Annotated in this window: 24 protein-coding genes; 15 read left to right on the forward strand and 9 right to left on the reverse strand. The window is 33.6% G+C overall.

Annotation, left to right across the window (positions count from 1 at the left end; all coding sequences use genetic code 11):
- Genes crtI (P8I29_03220) through P8I29_03230 form a run of 3 tightly spaced genes read right to left on the reverse strand, consistent with a single transcriptional unit; the run spans nt 1 to nt 2,583 of the window.
- On the reverse strand, nt 1–1,473 hold the full coding sequence (crtI, locus tag P8I29_03220) for a phytoene desaturase family protein (protein ID MDG1916807.1): 1,473 nt from the start codon (nt 1,471–1,473) through the stop codon (nt 1–3).
- 8 nt (nt 1,474–1,481) lie between these two features.
- Nucleotides 1,482–2,174, reverse strand: coding sequence for a GTP cyclohydrolase I (locus P8I29_03225; protein MDG1916808.1), 693 nt, complete (start codon nt 2,172–2,174; stop codon nt 1,482–1,484).
- Complete coding sequence (locus P8I29_03230; GenBank protein MDG1916809.1) at nt 2,167–2,583, reverse strand: 6-carboxytetrahydropterin synthase; 417 nt, start codon at nt 2,581–2,583, stop codon at nt 2,167–2,169. Before P8I29_03230 ends, P8I29_03225 begins: the two co-directional genes overlap by 8 nt.
- Nucleotides 2,584–2,641: 58 nt before the next feature.
- On the opposite strand from P8I29_03230, the gene P8I29_03235 reads away from it, so the two are divergent.
- Nucleotides 2,642–3,307 (forward strand): SDR family oxidoreductase, encoded by a 666-nt coding sequence (locus P8I29_03235; GenBank protein ID MDG1916810.1) that lies wholly within the window; start codon nt 2,642–2,644, stop codon nt 3,305–3,307.
- Nucleotides 3,308–3,309: 2 nt separating this feature from the next.
- A complete protein-coding gene (locus P8I29_03240; GenBank protein MDG1916811.1) occupies nt 3,310–5,385 on the forward strand; it encodes an MMPL family transporter in 2,076 nt (691 codons plus the stop codon).
- Here the strand turns inward: P8I29_03240 and P8I29_03245 are convergent, their stop codons facing one another.
- The 5 genes from P8I29_03245 to P8I29_03265 all read right to left on the reverse strand — a co-directional run bounded on the left by P8I29_03245 (nt 5,386) and on the right by P8I29_03265 (nt 9,440).
- On the reverse strand, nt 5,386–5,745 hold the full coding sequence (locus tag P8I29_03245) for an NUDIX domain-containing protein (GenBank protein MDG1916812.1): 360 nt from the start codon (nt 5,743–5,745) through the stop codon (nt 5,386–5,388).
- Entirely contained in the window at nt 5,742–6,536 is a 795-nt protein-coding gene (locus P8I29_03250; GenBank protein ID MDG1916813.1) for a DNA-formamidopyrimidine glycosylase family protein, read from the reverse strand. Before P8I29_03250 ends, P8I29_03245 begins: the two co-directional genes overlap by 4 nt.
- Entirely contained in the window at nt 6,536–7,093 is a 558-nt protein-coding gene (locus P8I29_03255) for a heme-binding protein (protein ID MDG1916814.1), read from the reverse strand. The genes P8I29_03250 and P8I29_03255 overlap by 1 nt, the downstream gene beginning before the upstream one ends.
- Complete coding sequence (locus tag P8I29_03260; protein ID MDG1916815.1) at nt 7,093–7,620, reverse strand: glutathione peroxidase; 528 nt, start codon at nt 7,618–7,620, stop codon at nt 7,093–7,095. Before P8I29_03260 ends, P8I29_03255 begins: the two co-directional genes overlap by 1 nt.
- 77 nt (nt 7,621–7,697) lie before the next feature.
- On the reverse strand, nt 7,698–9,440 hold the full coding sequence (locus P8I29_03265) for a fasciclin domain-containing protein (GenBank protein MDG1916816.1): 1,743 nt from the start codon (nt 9,438–9,440) through the stop codon (nt 7,698–7,700).
- Between the two features lie 141 nt (nt 9,441–9,581).
- On the opposite strand from P8I29_03265, the gene P8I29_03270 reads away from it, so the two are divergent.
- Both P8I29_03270 and P8I29_03275 read left to right on the forward strand, forming a co-directional pair.
- Entirely contained in the window at nt 9,582–9,746 is a 165-nt protein-coding gene (locus P8I29_03270; GenBank protein ID MDG1916817.1) for a hypothetical protein, read from the forward strand.
- Nucleotides 9,739–10,620 carry a MerR family transcriptional regulator gene (locus tag P8I29_03275; GenBank protein MDG1916818.1) on the forward strand — a complete coding sequence of 294 codons (882 nt, stop codon included), beginning with the start codon at nt 9,739–9,741 and terminating at the stop codon, nt 10,618–10,620. The genes P8I29_03270 and P8I29_03275 overlap by 8 nt, the downstream gene beginning before the upstream one ends.
- On the opposite strand, the gene P8I29_03280 is transcribed toward P8I29_03275, so the two are convergent.
- Nucleotides 10,610–11,020, reverse strand: a complete 411-nt coding sequence (locus P8I29_03280) for a hypothetical protein (GenBank protein ID MDG1916819.1) — start codon at nt 11,018–11,020, stop codon at nt 10,610–10,612. The genes P8I29_03275 and P8I29_03280 overlap by 11 nt on opposite strands.
- Before the next feature lie 84 nt (nt 11,021–11,104).
- Between P8I29_03280 and P8I29_03285 the strand changes: the two genes are divergently transcribed.
- From P8I29_03285 to P8I29_03335, 11 genes are read left to right on the forward strand one after another with little or no spacing between them, the layout of a single operon-like run.
- Nucleotides 11,105–11,566: an SRPBCC family protein gene (locus tag P8I29_03285; protein MDG1916820.1), complete on the forward strand. Its 462-nt coding sequence runs from the start codon at nt 11,105–11,107 to the stop codon at nt 11,564–11,566.
- A 3-nt stretch (nt 11,567–11,569) separates the two neighbouring features.
- The gene (locus P8I29_03290) at nt 11,570–12,049 is read left to right on the forward strand and encodes a flavin reductase (GenBank protein MDG1916821.1); all 480 of its coding nucleotides are present in this window, start codon (nt 11,570–11,572) and stop codon (nt 12,047–12,049) included.
- 1 nt (nt 12,050) lies between these two features.
- Complete coding sequence (locus P8I29_03295) at nt 12,051–12,683, forward strand: flavin reductase (GenBank protein MDG1916822.1); 633 nt, start codon at nt 12,051–12,053, stop codon at nt 12,681–12,683.
- Nucleotides 12,684–12,818 carry a DUF2256 domain-containing protein gene (locus P8I29_03300; protein MDG1916823.1) on the forward strand — a complete coding sequence of 45 codons (135 nt, stop codon included), beginning with the start codon at nt 12,684–12,686 and terminating at the stop codon, nt 12,816–12,818.
- A 2-nt stretch (nt 12,819–12,820) separates the two neighbouring features.
- Nucleotides 12,821–14,332 carry a cryptochrome/photolyase family protein gene (locus P8I29_03305; GenBank protein MDG1916824.1) on the forward strand — a complete coding sequence of 504 codons (1,512 nt, stop codon included), beginning with the start codon at nt 12,821–12,823 and terminating at the stop codon, nt 14,330–14,332.
- Nucleotides 14,325–15,572, forward strand: a complete 1,248-nt coding sequence (locus P8I29_03310) for a metallophosphoesterase (GenBank protein ID MDG1916825.1) — start codon at nt 14,325–14,327, stop codon at nt 15,570–15,572. The genes P8I29_03305 and P8I29_03310 overlap by 8 nt, the downstream gene beginning before the upstream one ends.
- 6 nt (nt 15,573–15,578) lie before the next feature.
- Nucleotides 15,579–17,960: a TonB-dependent receptor gene (locus P8I29_03315; GenBank protein ID MDG1916826.1), complete on the forward strand. Its 2,382-nt coding sequence runs from the start codon at nt 15,579–15,581 to the stop codon at nt 17,958–17,960.
- A gap of 1 nt (nt 17,961) precedes the next feature.
- Nucleotides 17,962–18,870, forward strand: a complete 909-nt coding sequence (locus P8I29_03320; protein ID MDG1916827.1) for a TIGR01777 family oxidoreductase — start codon at nt 17,962–17,964, stop codon at nt 18,868–18,870.
- The gene (locus P8I29_03325) at nt 18,867–20,168 is read left to right on the forward strand and encodes a deoxyribodipyrimidine photo-lyase (protein ID MDG1916828.1); all 1,302 of its coding nucleotides are present in this window, start codon (nt 18,867–18,869) and stop codon (nt 20,166–20,168) included. The genes P8I29_03320 and P8I29_03325 overlap by 4 nt, the downstream gene beginning before the upstream one ends.
- Nucleotides 20,165–21,643: a phytoene desaturase family protein gene (gene crtI / locus P8I29_03330; GenBank protein MDG1916829.1), complete on the forward strand. Its 1,479-nt coding sequence runs from the start codon at nt 20,165–20,167 to the stop codon at nt 21,641–21,643. The genes P8I29_03325 and crtI (P8I29_03330) overlap by 4 nt, the downstream gene beginning before the upstream one ends.
- The gene (locus tag P8I29_03335) at nt 21,643–22,275 is read left to right on the forward strand and encodes a carotenoid biosynthesis protein (GenBank protein MDG1916830.1); all 633 of its coding nucleotides are present in this window, start codon (nt 21,643–21,645) and stop codon (nt 22,273–22,275) included. Before crtI (P8I29_03330) ends, P8I29_03335 begins: the two co-directional genes overlap by 1 nt.

The raw sequence follows: 22,275 nt of genomic DNA on the forward strand, positions 1-22,275 counted from the left end.
TTAGATAAGGTTAGATTCTACTATGTGATTTGCTACCACTTGTCCTGAAATGATAGACGGTGGCACACCAGGTCCGGGTACTGTAAGCTGACCTGTGTAGAAAAGGTTATTTATTTTCTTGTTAATGATTTTAGGTTTAAAGTTTGCCGTTTGAAGTAGCGTGTTAGCCAACCCATAAGCATTGCCCTTGTAGGCATTGTAATCGTTTACAAAGTCGTTAACGCAATAACTTCTCTTATATTCTATATGTTCTTCAATGGATTGACCAGTATATTTTTCTAATCGTCTAAGCATAATGTCAAAATATTTTTCTCTAATTTCATCATTATCTTTTAGTCCTGGTGCAATTGGCATCAAAAAGAAGATGTTTTCTTTACCTTTAGGAGCAACAGACGGGTCTGTTTTGGATGGACAACAAACATAAAATAAGGGTTTGTTTGGCCATTTTGGATCGGAATAAATTTCGTCTGTATGTTTCTCAATATCTTCATCAAAAAATAAGTTGTGATGAATCAGTTTGTTGAGCTTGGTATTAACGCCAACATAAAACAAGAGACTGGAGGGAGAGAAGGTTCTTTTTTCCCAATAATCATCGTTGTAATTTCTATATTTTGGAGGAAGTAGTTTACTTTCAATATGATTGTAGTCAGCAGAACCTACCACAATGTCTGTTTTTAATATTCTTATATCTGTGACTATGGATTTTATTTTTTCATCTTCAATATTGACAGAATTTACGGCTTCGTTGGTGTGAAATTCTACACCTTGTTCTAGACAAATTTCTTTAAATGCATCAATGACTTTTCCGAACCCTCCCATAGGATAAAATGTGCCTTTTTTAATTCCAGAATAAGTCATTAGACTATATAAAGCAGGTGTTTGACTTGGGGCAGTTCCTAAAAATAAGACAGGAAATTCTAATAAAGATTTTAAATAATGATTTTTAAAATATTTAGCTACGTGATTTCTGTATGAAGTAAACACTTGCAGCTTGAAAACATTAGCAAATAATTTAGGTTTACATACCTCCAACAGAGATAGACCAGGTTCATAGACTAATTGGTTGATGCCAAAATCATATTTGAATTCGGCTTCCCTCATAAATTCTTCTAACTTTTTGGAAGAGCCTTTTTCAAAGCTTTCGAATAACTCGCATACAGCAGACCAATCTGATGATAGCTTTATAGTTTTTTCTTGTTCGAAGATGATTTGAAAGCCCGGGTCTAACTGAGTTAAATCGAAATAGTCGCTTGCTTTTTTTCCAAATTCTGCGAAAAATTTCTCAAACACATCAGCCATCCAATACCAGCTAGGCCCCATATCAAAGGTGTATCCTTTAGCTTTAAACTGTCTTGCTCGTCCTCCTATGCTTTCGTTTTTCTCAAAGACGCTAACCTTATGCCCTTCTTTGGCAAGAAAAGCAGCGGCACTTAAACCCGAAAACCCACTCCCTATGACTGATATATTACTCATGTATTTTATTAAGATTTTATGAATTCATAAAATTCATTTCTTGTTTTATTAGACTCTATAAATTCCCCCGTCAGTTTTGAGGTCTTCATAGATGTTCCTTGGTGTCCTACACCTCTACATTGTACACAATTGTGTGAGGCTTCAATCATCACGGCAACACCTTTGTTATTTTCTACAATCTTATTTATAGCGTCATGTATTCTTACAGTAAGATTCTCTTGTATAGCACCTCTTCGAGCATAATGTTCAACAATTCTGTTGAGTTTGCTAAGCCCAATAATCTCTTGATTGATTTGCGGAATGTAAGCAATGTGAGCTTTGCCCATAATAGTTTGATGGTGATGTGAACACATTGATATAATAGGAATATTACCTTCGAAAATAATTCCATCGTATTCGTAATTAGGAAATGTAGTAATTTTTGGAAATTCGTTATATCGTCCAGCCCATAAATCGTTGACGTAGGCTTTGGCTACTCTTGTAGGAGTTTCTTTTGAGTTAGGATCGTTTTTCCAATCGCAACCCAAAGCATCCAAAAATTCCCCAAACTTGACAGCCGCTTTGTCAATCATTTCAAGTTTTTCTTCTTCGTTGAGAGAGCCGTTAATATTTATTCCGTCTGCATATCCTATATTTCTTAGTTCAGGATTTATCTCAATTATCTGAGCTGATGAGCCATTAATTATTTTAGTTTTATCCATTGTATTCTACATAGTTATTTTCAGTTTCATACAATTTAACACTGTGCAAATTATTGCCAGTAGCTCGTATGTCGCTTTCTAATTCTTCATATATTTTTATGGCAATGTTTTCTGCAGTAGTAATAGTATCTTTCATAAAATCAACCTCAAGGTTAAGGTTTCTATGATCCATTTTATCAACAATTCTACTTTTGATTATATCGCTCAACACTTTCAAGTCTATTACATAACCTGTATCCGGGTCAACACTGCCTTCAACCGTAACAAATAAGGTGTAGTTGTGGCCATGCCAATTTTTGTTTGAACACTTTCCAAATACTAGCTCATTTTTTTCATCAGTCCAATTTGGGTTGAATAATCGATGGGCAGCATTGAATCTTTCTCGACGGATAACTTGTACGGTTTTCATTTTGTATAAACTTTCAGCGATAAAATTATACAAAAATGCTTAACTTTGCAAAAAAAAGATGAAAATATTATTAGTTGGCTCTTCAAGTGACATCGCTCACAATCTAGTAAATAATTTTAATTCGGAGTTTGATTTTATTGAGCTTACTTCGACGCCAAGTTCTTCAAGTCAGCATCAAATCAATGTTCAGAATGAAGAAACCTACCCCAAAATTGATGGTGAAATTAATGGTTTAGTCTATTTTCCAGGCTCCATCAATCTCAGGCCTTTTTCTGGGCTCAAGCTTGTAGACTTTCAAGCAGATTATGATATTAATGTATTGGGATTAATCAAAACACTTAAACACTATCATAAACATTTGGCAGTAGATTCTTCTGTAGTGATGATTAGTTCTGTTGCGGCAACAGTAGGGATGCCTTATCATGCTTCAATTTCAATGTGTAAATCTGCTATTGAAGGGCTTTGTCGTTCTCTTGCTGCTGAATGGGCGCCTAAAGTGCGTGTTAATTGTATTGCTCCTTCTGTTGTTCAAACTAAATTATCTGCTAGACTATTCAGAACAGATGCTCAAGTAGAACAGATGAATACTCGTCATCCATTACAGAAAGTTGGTCAGCCTAAGAATATTTCAGATGCAATTTCATTTCTATTATCTGACAAATCATCCTGGATTACGGGGCAAACATTACATGTTGATGGTGGTCTTTCAAAATTAAAGAAATAAAAATGTATCAATACATTTGGCGTTATAAGTATCTTCTTTCGGTCATAATTCTAGTCGTTTTCTCTATCTGTTTAAATCAGTTATTGAAAGCCAATATATTCTTTGATTCTGAACGTATAATAAAAGAGTTAGAAGCTGCTAATGTTGACGTTAGTGTATTGGATGATAACAACCTACTTTTCTTTGGGATTTCTTTTGAAGACAGTATATCCTATCAAGACATGTTGGATGTGGACACTTTTCACAAGTCTTTAAAAAAGTCTAAATACGTGAAGCGTGTATTTAGTATAATCAACGATAGACAAATTATCAATACGGGTCTTTTTCCTATTACTAAGAAAGTAATGAGGATAAGCGATGAAGAATCGTTTAAGAATTCATTAAAGCAAATAGATGAAAGAGGCAATAATTTCTTATCAACAGATGGTAAGAAATTGCTCTTTTTGATAGAGAATGAATCAGGACTTAGCAAAGACGATAATCGTAAATTTGTCAATTCATTATACTCAACTGATTTGAACGAAAATATGTCAAGCGTTAATGTCAGTGGTCGTTCGCCAAGCGAATTATATTTTGAGAAAAAAGTAATTCAAGAGTTTATCATACTTACTATTGTGAGTGGCTTATTGTGCTTTTTGTTTTTACTTTTTATCACAAAAAACCTAAGGCTAGTTATTCTTACAGTTTTCAGTGTTATTGCAAGTATAGTCGTTAGTTTAGGCTTATCTCAAATTCTTTTTGGAGGTATTGAGTTGGTTATGATTATCACCCCCGCCATATTGTTTATTGTTTGTCTTTCTGATATAATGCACTTAACCAATAAGCAAAGCAAGATTACCGTTTCTAAAGAATTATTCTTTTTGTCAAGAATAGATACTGTTGGAAAGGCTGTTGCCCTAACATCCATAACAACTGCAATGAGCTTTCTGACGTTTTTGGTGAACGATATTATGCCAATTCTACGTTTTGGCCTTATCACATCTATAGGAGTAGTCTTTACACTTTTTATCGCTTTACTGGTATATGCTATCAGTATTGATAAAAACTTCAACAAAAGTAAGCCTTTGTTGTCTTTTCAGCGCTTTACAGATACAGTTATTTATAAACTTAAAAATGGTCAAAAGAGTAAATCTTTTCATCTTGTAATGGGGGCATTGATTTTCATAGGAATATATGGTGTTGCTAATGTAAAAATTGATAATTACCTTACTGATGAAATCAATAAAAAGTCAGAAATGTACAAGCAAACGGCATTTTTTGACAATCACTTTGGAGGGATAAAGCCCATTACTATTTTCCTTGATAAAGAAAATATTGGTGATTTAAGTATATTATCTCAGGTAGAGAAGTCTATTGAAAAATTGGGTTTTGTAGTTGATTTTTCCAACACCAATACGTCTGCTATGATGCTAGAGCAATTGGGCTTTGCAGACCAAGAGTTAGTGGGTAAATACTTTTATATCTGCCGAACTGGAGACGAGGGTTCTTTAGCGACTCTTAAAAAACTAAATGCTTTAGAAAGGGAGTATTTGTCTAATGATTTAACATTTAATTATTCCGGTGCTGGTTATTTGTTTGACCTACTGGGCAATGATCTTACCAAGCAACTAATTTTAGGTTTGCTAATTGCTATTTTTTCTATTGGATTGGTGTTCTTTTTGTTGAATAAATTTGATTTTAACTATTTCATTATTGCTATCGTACCAAATCTTACTCCGATAGTTGTTTGTATAGGGTTGCTTTTCTGTGGTGGTTTCTACTTTAGTTTGTCCAATGCCTTTATATTCACTATTGTATTTGGATTAATTATCGATGATTCTATTCACCTTATCAGCGCATATACCAATGCTAGAAAAAGAAAAGTATCTCAGATAGAAGCTTTGGACTTGGTGGTCAGTAGAACAGGAGATGCTATAATAAAGACCACTTTGATAGTTATAATTTGTCTCTTCCCTTTGTCTTTTTCAGAGTTTAAATCTGTTTCTCAGCTGTCAGTAATCACTATAATAAGTGCCTTTGTAGCAGTCTTTTTTGACTTAGTTTATCTTCCGTTAATCATTAAAAGACTGACTAAGTAGTTAAATCTTATCGAGTTCAGCTTTAAAAAAAGACCATAAATTTGGTGGTAGATTATCTCTTTTGAAAAAGTCGAATTGCTCATTTTCATGGTTGAGTGCGATATCATTTTCTAGTGAAATGGAGTGATAAAACCAATATTCGTCCCCGTCGTACATACAATGATTCAAAAATTTAGGATTATCAATTTTTAAGTTAGTCTCTTCTTGTGTCTCTCTTACTACAGCAAGGGAAGGATGTTCGTCAGTTTTTATTTTACCAACTACTGGAGTCCAAATTCCGGGATAAAAAGGATTGCTTAGTTTTCTTTTTAGCAGTAGCACTTTACTGTTTTTAAATATGTAATGAACACAATACCTCATTTTTGGACGTTTGGGCAATACCAACTTTTTCTTTGGTCTGAAGTGGTGGTGCTTATTATTTCGTTACCATTTTCATCTTCTTTTTTACCATACACTTTAAGTTCAAATTCTGATACGTGAAAGGGGTTTTTAAAATCCTTGAGTTCAGCCCCCCCGCTGATATAGCTTCTTTGCATAATATCTTGAGTGGCAAACACCAATTCTTTTCGCCTCTTAGAAGATAGCTTACCCCATTTTTTTTCGGGATGTATTTTGGCAGCATACAATGCTTCAGACTTGATATAGTTGCCAACGCCTGGAAAAAAACGTTGATCCATAAGGGTAGAGCAGATAGATTTGGTAGCACTCACTTTTTCTTTAAGGTAATTAAGGTGCTTATCCAAATCGTAGTCATCGTTCAATAGGTCGAAAGTTTTGAAATGTTTGTTTTGTAATTCTTCAAGAGATAACACTCTCATTTTGCCAAACTTTCTAACATCCCTAAAAAAAAGCTCCCTATCTGAAGCGCTCACTCTAAAATGGCAATGTTTAATGTTATCTAAATTCCATCCACCTGTCATGCCTAAATGAAAGTTAAAGAAAAGCCCATTGGTTAGTGGAAGAAAAATATTTTTTCCAATAGTAAATGTAGCTTGAAAATCCTTTGAATGGTGTTTGTTTACTGTGTCAAAAACGTCAGCGTATTTTTTCTCGTAATACTCTGTCAATAAATTAAAACGTAAGTTTTTTGATCCTTCAAAAAAGCGATTGTAATAAGTGGATGCTATTTTTACCTCTGGTCCTTCAGGCATTATTTTAGTATGACGATAACTTCGTTTCTTCTATTCAAAACTTTGTAAGGAGAGTCATAAACGAGTAGTTCAAACTCATTAGCATGAGTGATATTGTATTTTTCTAGTGTAGAGATTAACTCTTGTTTTTTGCGCTTTACCTTTGCGCTGTTGGAATAACCCGAAAAACGAATAGCAGCTACCATTCGGGATTCCATTTCAATGATTTCAATTTCATTGGAATTAGGAGCAGGCAGACTTTCCATTTCATAGCGTTCTGGCATTAAAAATAGCATTTCTTTATTTTCAGAAGACAGGCGCATATTGACAGGTGAAGTCATTCCAATTTGCTCGTTTTTACTATTTCCGCCAAAAATATAATTTGCTAAAACACGAAACTGAGAATTATTGCCTGTCTGTTCAGAATAATGACTAGCATAAATTTGAGATGGATATTCTCTAATCTCTACCGAGTCGATGGTTCGTATTATATTGTAGTTTTCAGTTTTGCTCACGTTAAAAGAAAATAGGCCGTATAGTGTTAGTATAGCTACAGTTAAAATTAGTAATTTTTTCATTATTGAATTTTTGTTGTTATCTCATTATCCAAAGGACTAACACCACTTTTGAAATACGCCATCAACTTTCCGTTAGGTCCTATCAAGAATTTATTGAAATTCCAAGAGACATTAAAATCGTCTAAACCATTTTTAGATTTATTCGTTAGCCAAGTGTATAAAGGGTGTTGAGCATTTCCTTTGACATCGACTTTTTCGGTTAAAGGAAATGTAACATTGAATTTACTTTCGCAAAACGTTTTTATTTCGGACGCTTTGCCAGGTTCTTGACCACCAAATTGATTGCAAGGCACACCAAGAACAACAAGTTTGTCAGTATATTCCTGACTTAGTTTTTGCAAATCGCTATACTGAGAAGTATAGCCACAGTAGGAGGCAACGTTAACAATAAGGATGTATTTATCCTTAAAATCGGACATGCTGATTTCTTTACCATCAATAGAAGATATGGATATATCGTGTATAGACTGTGAAAAGGATGAACTTGCCATAAGTAGTGTAATTAAAAATGTGAGAAATATTTTCATTATTTAATGTTTTAAAAAAAAGTGAGAGAGTTTTACCTCTCCCACCTAATTATTAAATTAACCTCAATTACTATTTACTAGCGTAAATTGTATCTTTTAATACTCGTTCCGTTGGAATAAATATCTATTACTATTTTGTCTGTAGAGTTTCTGTCTACTAATTCACCTAATAGGTTTATGGTATGCAGATACTCAACGTCTTTATTATTGAAGAGTATTTCGATTGATGTTGGATCTGCAGGAATTAATACCATATCTATAATATGTACTACGCCATTGTCGGCTACAACATCAGCTTGAATAACTGAGGCCATATCAATCATTACGCTACTTCCATCTATAGTTACAACTAACACATCATTGTTCATTGTTGGGATTTCCATACCGTCCATTAAGTCCTCTGCCAAAGCATTGTCTGCGTGAACATGGTGTAATAGGATTTCTGTTAAGAGTTGGATATCAGCAAGTAATTCATCTACAGCTCCTTCAGGTAATGCATCAAAGGCATCATCTGTTGGTGCAAATACTGTATAGGGACCATCTCCTGATAAAGTTTCCCCTAAACCAGCGGCATCAATTGCTGCTTCCAAAGTTGTATGAATTGGAGACGCTTTAATGATACTCCAAACTGTAGTGTCTACTTCTCCCATTCCAGGTAATAATATTTTATCTATTATGTGCACTACACCATTACTTGCAGGAAGATCTGCTTCTATGACTGTTGCTAGATTAATCATAACTGTCATTCCATCAATGCTAACTTCCAATTCAGTGCCGTTCAATGTTGGAACCATCATGCCATCTTCTAGATCTTCTGAATAGACTTCTCCAGAGTGAACGTGATTATATAATAAGTCAATTAGTTCATCTTGGTTTGCTAATATTAAGTCAAGTGTTCCTGGCGGCAGACCATCAAATGCTTCATCAGCTGGTGCAAATACTGTGAATGGGCCATCACCTGAAAGTGTTTCTTGCAAGTTCGCAGCTGTAATGGCTTGATTTAGAGTTGTGTGTATAGGTGAGTTTGCAATAATGTCCATTACTGTTTGCTCATCTGTAGAAGGTAAAAGCACCATATCAATAACGTGTACAATGCCATTATCAGCTACTATATTAGCAAAAGTAACTGTAGACATATCAATCATAATTACCTCACCGTTTACAGAAACTTCTAAAATACCTTCATTAAGAGTTTCCACTTCCATACCTTCTTCTAAGTCATCAGCAGTAACATAGCCAGGGTGTACGTGTTGAAGAAGAACTGCAGTTAGAGCGTTTTCATCATCTAATAAAGCATCTAAAGCTCCTGCAGATAAGGCATTAAAGGCTGCATCTGTTGGAGCAAATACAGTAAACGGACCGTTGCCAGAAAGATCATCAACTAAATCAGCTAAAATTACAGCTGACTCTAAAATAGTATGATCAGGTGAGTTTACTATAATTTCTACAACAGTTCCGTTTTCCCCACCTTCAACAGTTATAGAGCCTACCATACCTTGTAAAGCATGATTTCCTACAGAACAATCGTATTCATATGTTCCCGCTAAATTAAATACTTGAGTATGTATAGTAGCTCCCATAACATTGGTTGAGGATGAGTTAAAGCTTTCTGGGTTTCCAAAGCTTTCTCCTGTGACTGAGTTTGTATTTGCATTCACATCGTGTGTTCCGCCATCGTTAATCCATACAACGGTATCACCTAATGATATAGTCAGTGAACTTGGGTTATAATAAAACATTCCCGCATTAACCTGATGAACAGTTGCGAAAGTGGTTAAAGAAATAAATGATAATATAAGTACTCGTAGTAGATGTTTCATAATTTTTTTATTAGTTAAGTTGGTACAAATATATAACTTTTTTAAATTTGTATAAATATTTTCGCTCAATGTTATACAAAATGCGTATATTTGCAAAGTAAATAATGACTATTGTGTCTAAAAACATTAAAATTTGGTAAAATGCCAAGAAAGAAAAAAAAGAAAATTTCAATAGAAGAAATCAAAAAAAGAACTCCAAAAATCATTTTTTATACTGATAAAATGAAAATCAACTTAAAAACAATGAGTAGCTTGGATTTTTGGTTCAATAAGTACCCTAATGGAAAATATATAGTCAATGACTAAGTATAGTATAGACCAGTTTTCACAAATCACTGGTATTACTAAGTTCGTTTTACGAACTTGGGAAAACCGTTATGGATTTTTGAAAGCACAACGAACCGATACCAAAATTCGATTTTATACTGATGAATTGTTAGTGCGTGCTCTGAATTCCAATTACCTGCTCGAAAATGGTTATAAAATATCAGCAATATCTAAATTAGCTCACGATGAAATCGCCAAAAAAGTTGATGAAATCAAAAACAGTTCTGATGACAATTCAACAGAGTCCTATTATATTGCAAAATTGATTAAGTCTGCTCTTGATTTTGATTCACATCTTTTTCACTCAACTTATGAAAAAGGGGTTGAGGAGTTAGGAATACTTGAGTTTTATAAAAACGTCTTATTAGTAGCCTTTTCTAAGATTGGAATTTTTTGGCTTACCAATAGAATAGCACCTTCGCAAGAGCATTTTCTTTCTGAACTTGTTAAACAAAAAATTGGAGCTGCTGCAGATGCTGCTTCTATGAACGATTCTTTTAAAGAAACGTGGTTATTATTCTTACCTGAAAATGAATTCCATGAAATTGGATTAATTTTTGCTAAGTTTTTACTTATAAATAGTGGGCACGAAGTTGTTTATTTAGGAGCAAACGTACCTTACGGATCGCTTTTACAGTTGGCTGAAAAAAAGCACATTGATAATGTCTTGTTTTTCTCTGTTTCTAACACTTCCAAAAGTAATCTTGATTTTACGATTAATTATTTAGAAAAGTCTTTCCCAAAATCAACACATTATTTAGTGGCAAATAGTCTTGATATTAATTTCTTAACTAAGAGTCATAAAATCACAATTCTTGATAACTTAGATGATTTTGTAGGAATTATTGACTAGAAAAATTTCTACTTTTCATAAAACTTTGCATGAACTTTTTGTGGGCTTTAGTGTCTGCAATTTTTAGTTTTAGGATGTAGTTTTTTACTTGAGCTTCGAGCTTTCCGTCATTATTTAAAAAGCTCATTTGATTGTATCTCGACATCAGTACATATTCTTCATTTTTGTGTCTAAAGTATATTGCGCTTCCTTTGGTTCTCATCTCAATAGTACAATAAACTAAGTCATTGTAATTTTCAAAATCTATATCAAATGCTGTTGGTCTAATGTTTAATAGTAGATATTTTGGAGATCCATAAAAGCCATATTTTATTTTCTCTAAAAGCGTGTAGGCTTTACCGCAAATATTTACTAATTCTTCTCTTATTTTTTTCTGATTTTGGCTTGTTTTAAATAGCATAATCGTATATTTGTATAACAAAAATACAAAATAGTTATACAAGTTGTTTTTTTAACATAAATAATTTCATTTACTAATACTAATATGGCTCATTACCAACTCCGTAAAGAACAGTTTTTAAATACAGATATAGATACTATTTGGGATTTCGCATCATCTCCGGCTAATTTGAAAGAAATTACCCCTGACTATATGTTGTTTGACATCACTTCAAAAGACTTGCCCGAGAAGATGTATCCCGGTATGATAATCTCCTATAGAGTATCTCCTTTGCTTAATATCAAGATGAATTGGGTAACCGAAATTACTCAAGTTAAAGACAAGCATTTTTTTATTGATGAACAACGATTAGGTCCATACAAGATGTGGCATCACCAACACTTTTTTGAAGAAAAAGACGGTGGAATTCTTATGACCGATATTATAACCTACATTCCTCCTTTTGGAATACTTGGAGATATTGCCAACACTCTATTAATCAAAAAACAGCTTAAAGGCATTTTTGACTATCGTTTTAAAGTAATGGATGAAAAATTTAATCGATAAGTAATGAAACGACCTTGGAATATAATCAGCCCTCCTGTATATAGTTTAGTTACTTATGACGATGAAGGCAAAGTCAATATGAATATATGTACATACGTTTCTGCGGTGAGTATGAAGCCTAAGATATACTCTATTGCTATTGACTATACCACTAAGACGTATAAAAATCTTGAAAAATCTTCCAAAGTGGTGTTACAATTATTAAGTGCTAACAATCTAAAGGTTATTAGAAAGTTAGGTAAAATTAGCGGCAAACTTTTCGATAAGGATCGTTATCTTAATTCATACAATTTGCTTCAGCCATGGAAAAATTATGCTGTCTTAAAGGATACCTGTGCGCTAATAGAGTTAGAAAAAAAATCTGTTGTCAATAATCATGGTGATCACGCTATTTTTTTCTTTGACGTAACAGGTTTTAAAACCATTTCTGAAAAAAATGTGCTGTCCTTTCAAGACTTAGTGGATAATAGAATAATACTTTAATATGCATCTTACTCAAGAACAAATACAACAAACACCACGCATCAAAAGGTTGAATTTAATCAATTCAATTACAGGTGTTAAACCAGCAAATTTAATAGGAACTGTTTCTGATGATGGGCATACTAATTTGGCGGTTTTTAGTTCAATAGTCCATTTGGGAAGTAATCCTGCTCTTTTGGGATTCGTCTTGCGTCCTCAACATGAAGTGAGGCGAGATACTTATGATAATATTTTGCAGAATAAGTGTTACACTATAAACCACATTCATACAGATTTTATTGAGAACGCTCATTATACGTCAGCAAAATTTGATAAAGATGAATCTGAATTTGATAAATGCAATTTTACTGAAGAATTTTTGTTCGACTTTCAAGCACCTTTTGTCAAGGAAAGTCGTGTTAAGCTAGCAATGCAATTAGAAGATATGTTACCAATAGAATTAAACAATTGTATGATGGTAATTGGTTCTATACAACATTTGTGGATTGACGATGTGGCTGTAGAGGATGATGGTCAAATCAATTTGGAGTTATTGAATGACGTTGGAATAGGAGGGTTAAATAGCTACTATAGGCTAGAAAGGATAGGGCAATTTCCATATGCTAGGGCTAACGAATTACCTGATTTTCGATAAATTTTGAAAAAGCCTTTGCCACATAAAATTTGTACCGTTTGTCAGAGACCTTTCTCTTGGCGAAAAAAGTGGGAAAGAGTATGGGAGGATGTTAAATACTGTAGCCAACGCTGTAGAAGAAATAAAAGTAATTAGTAATGAATAGTGTAAATATTATTTTTCCTCATCAGTTATTTCAGCAAAGTGATTTGTTAGATAATAACTTCCCTATATACCTTGTTGAGGAATACCTATTTTTTAAACACTACAATTTTCATAAACAAAAACTGGCTTTCCATAGAGCAAGTATGAAGTTTTATCAATCTTATCTTGAGTCAAAAGGCAAAAAAGTAATCTATGTTCAAGCTAATGAAACAACTTCAGACATTCGCCTATTGATACCTGAACTAATCGACAAAGGTGTGCGTGAAATACACATCATTAATCCAGTTGATGATTGGCTTGAAAAAAGATTGTCAGAGGGGGCTAAAGATATGCTTTGTACCATCTATGAAAGTCCATATTTTATTAATCTATCAGATGAATATTCAGACTTTTTTAAGGCGACCAAGAAGAAGTATTTTCAAACCTCTTTTTACATTGAGCAACGTAAAAAATTAAGGATATTAATAGATAAAAATGCTTCACCCACAGGCGGTAAATGGAGCTATGACACCGATAATAGAAAGAAGTATCCTAAAGATAAAGAAGCGCCCAAATTCAGGCCTTTGCCGTCCAACGAATTTTATTCGGAGGCTGTAACCTATGTCAATCAGAATTTTTCTGATAATCTTGGTCAACTGTCCGATAATCCTATTTACCCCAATGATTTTGCTCAAACATCAAAATGGCTTAATGACTTCTTTGACCAACGATTTTATGACTTTGGTATTTATGAAGATGCTATTGTAGACAAAGAACACTTTCTTAATCATAGTATTCTTACGCCCATGCTTAATGTGGGTTTAATAACTCCTGCGCAAATTATAGATGCTGTGTTGGCTTATAGCCAGACCAATGAAATCCCCCTTAATTCCTTAGAAGGATTTATCCGTCAAATTATTGGTTGGAGAGAATTTATAAGAGGAATATATGTTGCTAAAGGTACTGAAGAAAGAAACCGTAATTTCTTTCAACATAGTCGTAAAATACCACCTTCTTTTTATGATGGCACTACAGGAATAGTGCCCATTGACACAACCATAAAAAAGATACTAAAAACAGCTTATGCTCATCATATAGAACGGTTGATGGTATTAGGCAATTTCATGTTGTTGTGTGAGTTTGATCCAGATGAAATTTACCGTTGGTTTATGGAGTTATTTATTGATGCTTACGATTGGGTGATGGTGCCTAATGTATATGGCATGAGTCAATTTGCTGACGGTGGACTCATGTCTACTAAGCCGTACATAAGTAGTAGTAACTATTTGAGAAAAATGAGTAATTACAAAAAGGATGAATGGCAAGATACATGGGACGCATTATACTGGCAGTTTATAGATAAACACAGGGATGTCTTTAATAAAAACATAAGAATGAAATTTATGGTTTCTATGTATGATAAAATGTCAAGCCAAAAAAAGGAGAAATTCGTACAAATTGTAGATAATTATTTTACAACTTTGGACGTTGAATTTAAAAAAACAGAAAAGATAAAAAATGGCTAGAATTATTTTTACAACAATACTCATAGCTTTCATTTTAAGTATCGACATTTATGTATGGTCGGCGTTTAAAAGTCAAATTACAGGAAATCCAATATTTAAATATGGCTTTTGGCTCATTACTGCAATTACTATTGCTTTGATGTATTACCCAGCTATAAATACCAATATGACACTTTACCCCAATTATTTGGTAATTATTTTTGGTTTTGTGTTTACCATAATTGCATCCAAATTAGCAATGATTTTACCTTTGTTGATTGATGATGTTATTCGTCTATTTAAGTATTTGTATCAATCCATTTTTGTAAATAAAAGCTTATCTCTAGGTGGTCAGCCAATTAGCAGAATAGATTTTTTAAAAAATACAGCTTTAGGTATTGGGGCATTAACTTTTTCACTGTTTTCATATGGAATTCTTGTAGGCAGGTTTAATTTTAAAAAACACATAGTTGATTTATCACTAAACAACTTTCCTAAAGGATCTAAGCCTTTGAAGATTGTTCAGATTTCGGATTTGCATTTGGGTAGTTTTCAAAGAAAAGATAAGCTTTTGGAAGCGGTAGAATTAATCAATGAAGAAAAGCCTGACTTGATATTTTTTACAGGAGATTTGGTCAATAATCATGCTAAAGAAGCCGAGCCATTTGTTGACACATTAAAGCAGCTCAAATCGAAGTATGGTAAATTTGCAGTTTTGGGAAATCACGATTATGCAGACTATGTTGGTTTAGATTTAAATTCTGAAGACGGTCGTTCCAAATGGCAAAGGAATTTTGATGAGATAAAATCGCATTTTGCAAATTCGGATTTCAAACTTTTACTCAATGAAACCGAGATGCTTAGTCTGGATGGATTAGAAATAAATGTAGTCGGAGTAGAGAATTGGGGCGATGGTAGGTTTTCAAAATACGGTGATTTAGAAAAAGCCATGCTATCGGCTAAAGAAGGTATTCCAACTTTTTTACTTTCTCATGATCCTACACATTGGACTAACAAGGTTATTCCTTTCTCTAAACAAGTAGACTTACAATTAGCAGGGCATACTCATGGAATGCAGTTTGGTATTGAAATTGGCGGCGTAAAATGGAGCCCTTCGCAATGGAAGTATAAATTTTGGGCTGGTCTTTACCAAAACAAAGAGCAATACCTTTACGTCAATAGAGGTATAGGTCATTTGGGTTATCCTGGAAGAGTAGGAATTATGCCTGAAATAACTATTTTAAATATTCAATCAACCTAACAACTTATGAAGTATTACTTATCCTTAATTTTTACGTGTCTTATTTTTTATTCAAATGCCCAGACTGTGAGGGTATATGGTAGCGTTAAAAATGCCCTAAATAATGAGGCAATTCCTTTTGCAAATGTTATAATTGATGGGACTTCAAAGGGAGCAACCACAGATATTGATGGAAATTTTGAATTGCTTGATATTACTCCTGGTATATATAACTTTAAGTGTAGTTACATCGGCTTTAACACGGATTTAAAAACAGAGATACAATTAACTCCAAATAAGAATTTAAGATTAGATTTTTTCTTAACAGAAAACGCTCAAATTATTGATGAGGTTCAGGTTACTGCCAATACGTTTAATAAAACAGAAGAAAGCCCTACTAGTTTAAGGACAATTAATGCATCTGAAATATTAAGAAGCCCAGGAGGAAATCGTGATATTTCAAAGGTAATAGCCAATTTACCAGGCGTTTCTAGTTCGCCATCTTTTAGGAATGATATTGTAATTCGTGGTGGCGCACCCAATGAAAATCGTTTTTTTCTCGATGGTGTTGAAATACCTAACATCAATCACTTTGCCACACAAGGGTCTTCAGGTGGTCCGGTAGGCATTTTGAATGTCAATTTTATTAGAGAAGTAGATTTTTATTCAGGAGCTTTTCCTGCAAATAGAGGAAATGCTTTGAGCTCTGTAATGGAACTTAAACAAATTGAAGGAAGTGATGAAGAATTGAGCGCATCATTTATGTTGGGTTCAAGTGATGCGGGTTTAACGATAAGCACTCCTTTATCAGAAAAATCTACTATGTTGTTGTCAGCAAGACGTTCCTATTTGCAGTTTTTATTCAAAGCACTGCAATTGCCTTTTTTGCCTACTTACAACGATTTGCAATTTAAGTATACTCACAAGCCAGATGCTAAAAATCAATTTAATATTATTGCTTTGGCAGCTATTGATGAATTTACACTTAACCCAGAAGCTAATGAGGGTATCGATGACCTTCAACAACTTGCTCAAAATGAATATACGCTGAATAACTTGCCCGTAAATGAGCAATGGAATTATACCCTTGGTGGAACATGGAAACGTTTTTTTGATAACTCTAATTTATTTGTTGTATTGAGTCGTAGCCACCTCAATAATACGGCAGTAAAGTATGCTGACTATGCAGACGAAACATCGGAAAAACTATTAGATTATGAATCTCAAGAAATAGAAAATAAAGCCAGAATAGAGTATAATTTTAGAAGAAGTGATGTTAAATTTAACGTAGGGTTAAATCTAGAAGATGCTACCTATTTAAATTCAACAAATCAAACTATTACTTCAGGAACTTCTATTATTCCAGTTCTAGTGGAAGCAGATTTGCATTTTATTAAATACGGTGCTTTTGCTCAATTGAGTAAGACTTATTTGGTTGATAGGTTAGTAACATCTTTTGGTTTTAGAATAGATGGGAATAGTTTTACAGAGAATTCAACAACTCCTAATTTTTCACCTCGACTCTCTTTGGCATATAATCTTTCACAAAAAGCAAGTGTAAACGCTAACTTAGGGAGGTATTATCAGTTACCAGCTTATACAATTTTGGGGTATGGGTTAAATAATAATTTCGAAAATCAAGATGTTGAATATATTCAATGCGACCATGCCGTCTTTGGTTTAGAATTCAACCCTTCTAATTACAGTAAAGTAACGCTTGAGACGTTCTATAAGCAATACGATAACTATCCTTTTTCTATTATTGATAGTATTTCTTTAGCCAATTTGGGTGGTGACTTTGGTGTAATCGGTAACGAGGATATTTCTTCCATCTCTAAAGGCAGAAGTTATGGGGTAGAGTTTTTAGCTCAACAAAAACTAAGCTCATCGGTTTACGGTATTATGTCTGTGACTTATTATAGAAGTGAGTTCGAAGATAAAAATGGTGAGCTTATTCCTTCGGCTTGGGATAATCGTTTTATTTTTAATATGACTGCCGGTAAAAAATTCAAAAGAAATATTGAACTAGGGCTAAAATTCCGTTACTCTGGCGGAGCACCTTATACTCCTATCGATTTAGTTACCTCCAGTGATAAAGGTGTTTGGGATAAAAATCGAAGAGGAGTGTTAAGTTACGATGCTTTGAATACTGAACGTTTAAACAATGTTCATGGTGTTGACTTGCGATTGGATAAAAAATGGTATTTCAACAAGTGGAGTTTGAATGCCTACATAGATGTGGAAAATTTATATAACTTCAAGATACAACTGCCATCCGAAGTAGGTATTGACCCTGAAATTGGCAATCAAGTATATACAGCACAAGACAGTAATCAATATTCTCTTTACGAAATTATTAATGAGTCAGGAACAGTACTTCCTAGTATTGGGCTATTAATAGAATTTTAAGATGGCAGAAAAAGTACTTATTACAGGAGCAAGTGGCTCATTAGCAATTCGGGTAAAACGAATACTCATATCTCAAGGCTATGAAGTTATTGCATTATCGACCAATAAGCGAAAGGTAGATAATAAGGACGTCTTTTATTGGAATATTTCTGAAAAATTAATTGACAAAAATGCATTGTTAGACTGTCAGCATATCATTCATCTTTCAGGTTATAACATCATGAAGCCTTGGACGGAAAAAAACAAGGACTTAATGTATGAAAGTAGGATAGATGCGGCTGATTTATTATATGAACGGTGTAAATCTTTAGGAGTAAATCCAAAAACATTTGTTTCCGCTTCAGCACTTGGCTTCTATGGTATTGATGCCCAGGGTATCCAATCAGAAGAAGACTCTCCTGCTGACGATTGGCTCTCTAAAATGTGTGTTGATTGGGAGTCTGCTGCTCAACAATTTGAGACACTAGGCAGTAGAGTAATTCAAATGAGAATATCTCTGCTTTTAAGCAAAGATGCTGGTTTTTTACAGCCTACAATTTTATCTATGCGCTTGGGTATGGGTGTTGTGTTTGGAAATGGAATACAATCCATTGAATGGATACATATAGAGGATGCAGCAAAATTCGTATATTATGCCATCGAGAATCGGTCGGTCAGTGGAGCTTATAATATGGCCTCAAAACAAAAATGGACTCAATATGACTTTATGAAATTTATAAAGTCTAAAGTAGCAAAGTATGCTATTCTCATAAAATTGCCATTATTTGTTTTAAGATTGATTTTTGGGGGAAGAAGTATTATCCTTGTGGGTGGCTGCTCACTCTCAGTTGATAAGCTTTTAAGCACTGGATTTAAGTACGATTATCCTACTTTAGAAAGTGCTATTAATAAAGAATTAATGAAGTCATGAATTATAATCTAAGTATATTTTGGTTTAGGCGAGACTTGAGATTGCATGATAATCATGGTTTTTTTCAAGCCTTGAGTAAATCTAAATCTGTTCTTCCTGTTTTCATCTTTGATATCAATATTTTAGATAAGCTTGATGAAAATGATAGACGTGTGAGTCTTCTTTTTGATCGCTTAAAAGAGTTAAATAAAGAACTTGCTAAACACAATAAAAAAATTCATGTCTATTATGGTAATCCAAAATCGATTTTCAATGACCTTTTAGAAAAGGTGCCTTATGAAGCTATATTTGCCAATAGGGATTATGAACCTTACGCTATCCAAAGAGATCAGTCGATAAAAACATCAATGATTAAAAAAAAGGTAAAATTTCGTTCCTTCAAAGATCATGTTATTTTTGAAAAAGACGAAGTCTTAACAGATACGGGCAAAGTTTACTCTGTTTACACCTATTATATGAAAAAATGGAAAGCACAGTTTAGAGCTTCAATGACTCAGCCTTTCCCCTCAGATACCCTATTGCATAAATGCAAAACTTCAAACGAATTGCCATGTGTTGAAACTATTGAAGATATTGGATTTGATTACACAGATTATATCTTACACAAGCCAAATTTAACCTACCGTTCATTGCTCGAATATGATGCTAGTAGGAATGATCCAAACCTAAATGGAACCAGTAATGCATCTGTGCATTTGAGGTTTGGCTTTTTAAGTATAAGAGAGGTTTCAAAAATAGCCTATCAATATTCTGACACGTTTTTAAATGAATTAATTTGGCGTTCATTTTATGCTCAAATACTTTGGCATTATCCTAAAATTGTAACGAGTTGCTTTAGAGAAAAATATAATAATATAAAATGGAATAACCCCGATTTGTATATCAAGTGGAAGTACGGAGAAACAGGTTTTCCTATTGTTGATGCAGGTATGCGTCAGCTTTTTGAAACTGGCTATATGCACAATAGGGTACGCATGATTACAGCCTCTTTTTTAGTCAAAAACTTAGGCATCGATTGGCGTCTAGGAGAAGCTTATTTTGCTTCTGCATTAATGGATTATGATCTAGCATCAAACAATGGTAATTGGCAATGGGTTGCTGGTACAGGTTGTGATTCTGCACCTTATTTTAGAGTTTTTAATCCAAACACACAGTTAGAAAGGTATGACCCAAAATTAACTTATTGTAAAAAATGGATTAATGAGATGGAGGAAAATGGGTTGTACAGAGTTCGTAAAGTTGTAGATGCTAAACAATCTAGACTTGAAGCTATTGACCGTTATAAAACATGTGTGTGAGTAAAACTGAAAAAGTTGTAGTAATTGGAGCAGGAATTGGGGGATTAGCTACAGCTATTCGATTATCTATTAAAGGATATTCTGTAGATGTCTTTGAGTCTAACCCATATGTTGGAGGTAAATTATCCCAAATTAATTCTAATGGTTTTCGTTTTGATGCGGGGCCTTCATTATTCACGATGCCTGAACTTGTCGATGAACTGTATCGTTTAGCAGACAAAAATCCAAGAGATTTTTTCAATTATCAACGCTTAGATGAAAGTTGTAGATATTTTTATCCCGATGGCACTTTCTTGAGAGGTTTTTCTGATATAAATAAGTTTGCTGAAGAATCTGCCAAGCAAACAGGTGTCCGTTCTGAAGATGTCAAAAATCATCTAAAAAAAAGCGCCTATATTTATGATGCTACAGCTTTCATCTTTCTTGAACGCTCATTACATAAATTAAAATCTTATTGTTCTTTCAAGGTCTTAAAATCCTTTCTTAAGTTGCCCTTTTTGGGTTTGTTTTCAAGTATGCATTCTGCCAATTTCAAAGCATTGAAAAATGAAAAAATGACTCAGTTATTTGATAGATACGCCACCTACAACGGTTCTAATCCTTATGTGGCACCGTCAATACTTAATATTATCCCTCATCTTGAATTCAATAAAGGGGCTTATTTTCCGAAAAATGGCATGTATTCCATAGCTAATTCTTTATTTGAATTGGCTCAATCTTTGGGTGTAAGGTTTCATTTGAGTACAAAGGTTACCAAAATATTAGTAAAGGATAAAAAAACTATAGGAGTAGAGATTAATGGTGAAAAAGTAATGTCGGATTACGTAGTATCAAACCTAGATGTTTATTTTGTCTATGATACATTACTCAAAGAGTATAAAAAACCCATGAAAATATTAAAACAAGAGCGTTCTACGTCGGCTCTGATTTTCTATTGGGGTATGAACAAATCCTTTGAAAATTTGGACTTACATAACCTATTTTTTTCTGATGATTATAAGGCAGAGTTTAATGCATTACAAGATGGAAAAGACATTTATTACGACCCTACAGTATATGTCAATATTACTTCAAAGAAAAATAAATCTGATGCCCCTGAAGGTTGTGAAAATTGGTTCGTGATGATTAATGTTCCTGCTAATAAAGGACAGGATTGGGATAGTCTAATCGCAAAAGCCAGAATAAATATTTTGCAAAAACTGTCAAAAGAATTGCAAACAAATATAGAATCTCTTATCTTAACGGAGGAAATTTTAGAACCAAGAACGATTGAATCTAAAACGGCATCTTATCAAGGCTCGCTTTATGGTACAGCTTCTAATAATAAGATGGCAGCTTTCTTTCGTCATTCTAATTTTTCTAATGATATTAAAGGCCTATATTTTTGTGGTGGAAGCGTTCATCCTGGTGGTGGAATACCATTAGCACTGTCTTCTGCTAAAATTATAGATGGCTTTTTTGAATCACTTAACTAATGAGTTGGACTAAGGAAAACATTGTAATTGTTATACTTTTTATCCTACATGCTGTAGGAGGGCTTGCTTTGTCATTTGAGTCGCTTAAGCCTTTATTTCTTTCTCTAACTCCAATGAATTTGACGTTATCTTTCCTTTTGTTGGTTTGGGCTAACAATGACTTTTCATTTAACTTCTACAAAGTTATCTCGTTTCTATTTATTATCGGCTATCTTGTAGAGGTGTTAGGCGTTTATTCAGGCGTGTTATTTGGCGAATACGACTATGGAGCAACGCTCGGCTTTCAGCTTCTTGAGGTTCCGATTATTATTGGAATAAACTGGATACTTTTAGCTGTGTCTTCTTTTGCGGTAAGCTCCTATTTTGTGACTAAGCCCATATATAAGATAGTACTTTCTTCAGTCATTATGGTGTTATTAGACCTAATGATTGAGCCTGTGGCAATACGCTTAGATTTTTGGCATTGGCAAGGTGGTGCTATACCAACTCAAAACTATATCATGTGGTTTTTAGTGGCTATGTTCATGAATTGGATATTGAGTTTTAATCGAATAAAATTTAATGCTAAATTGGGTTTTGGCTTGATTATATCTCAAGTTTTATTCTTTACCCTACAATCATTTAATTTTTAA

The sequence above is a fragment of the Flavobacteriales bacterium genome, from assembly GCA_029248105.1.
In the GTDB taxonomy this organism is placed as follows: domain Bacteria; phylum Bacteroidota; class Bacteroidia; order Flavobacteriales; family UBA7312; genus UBA8444.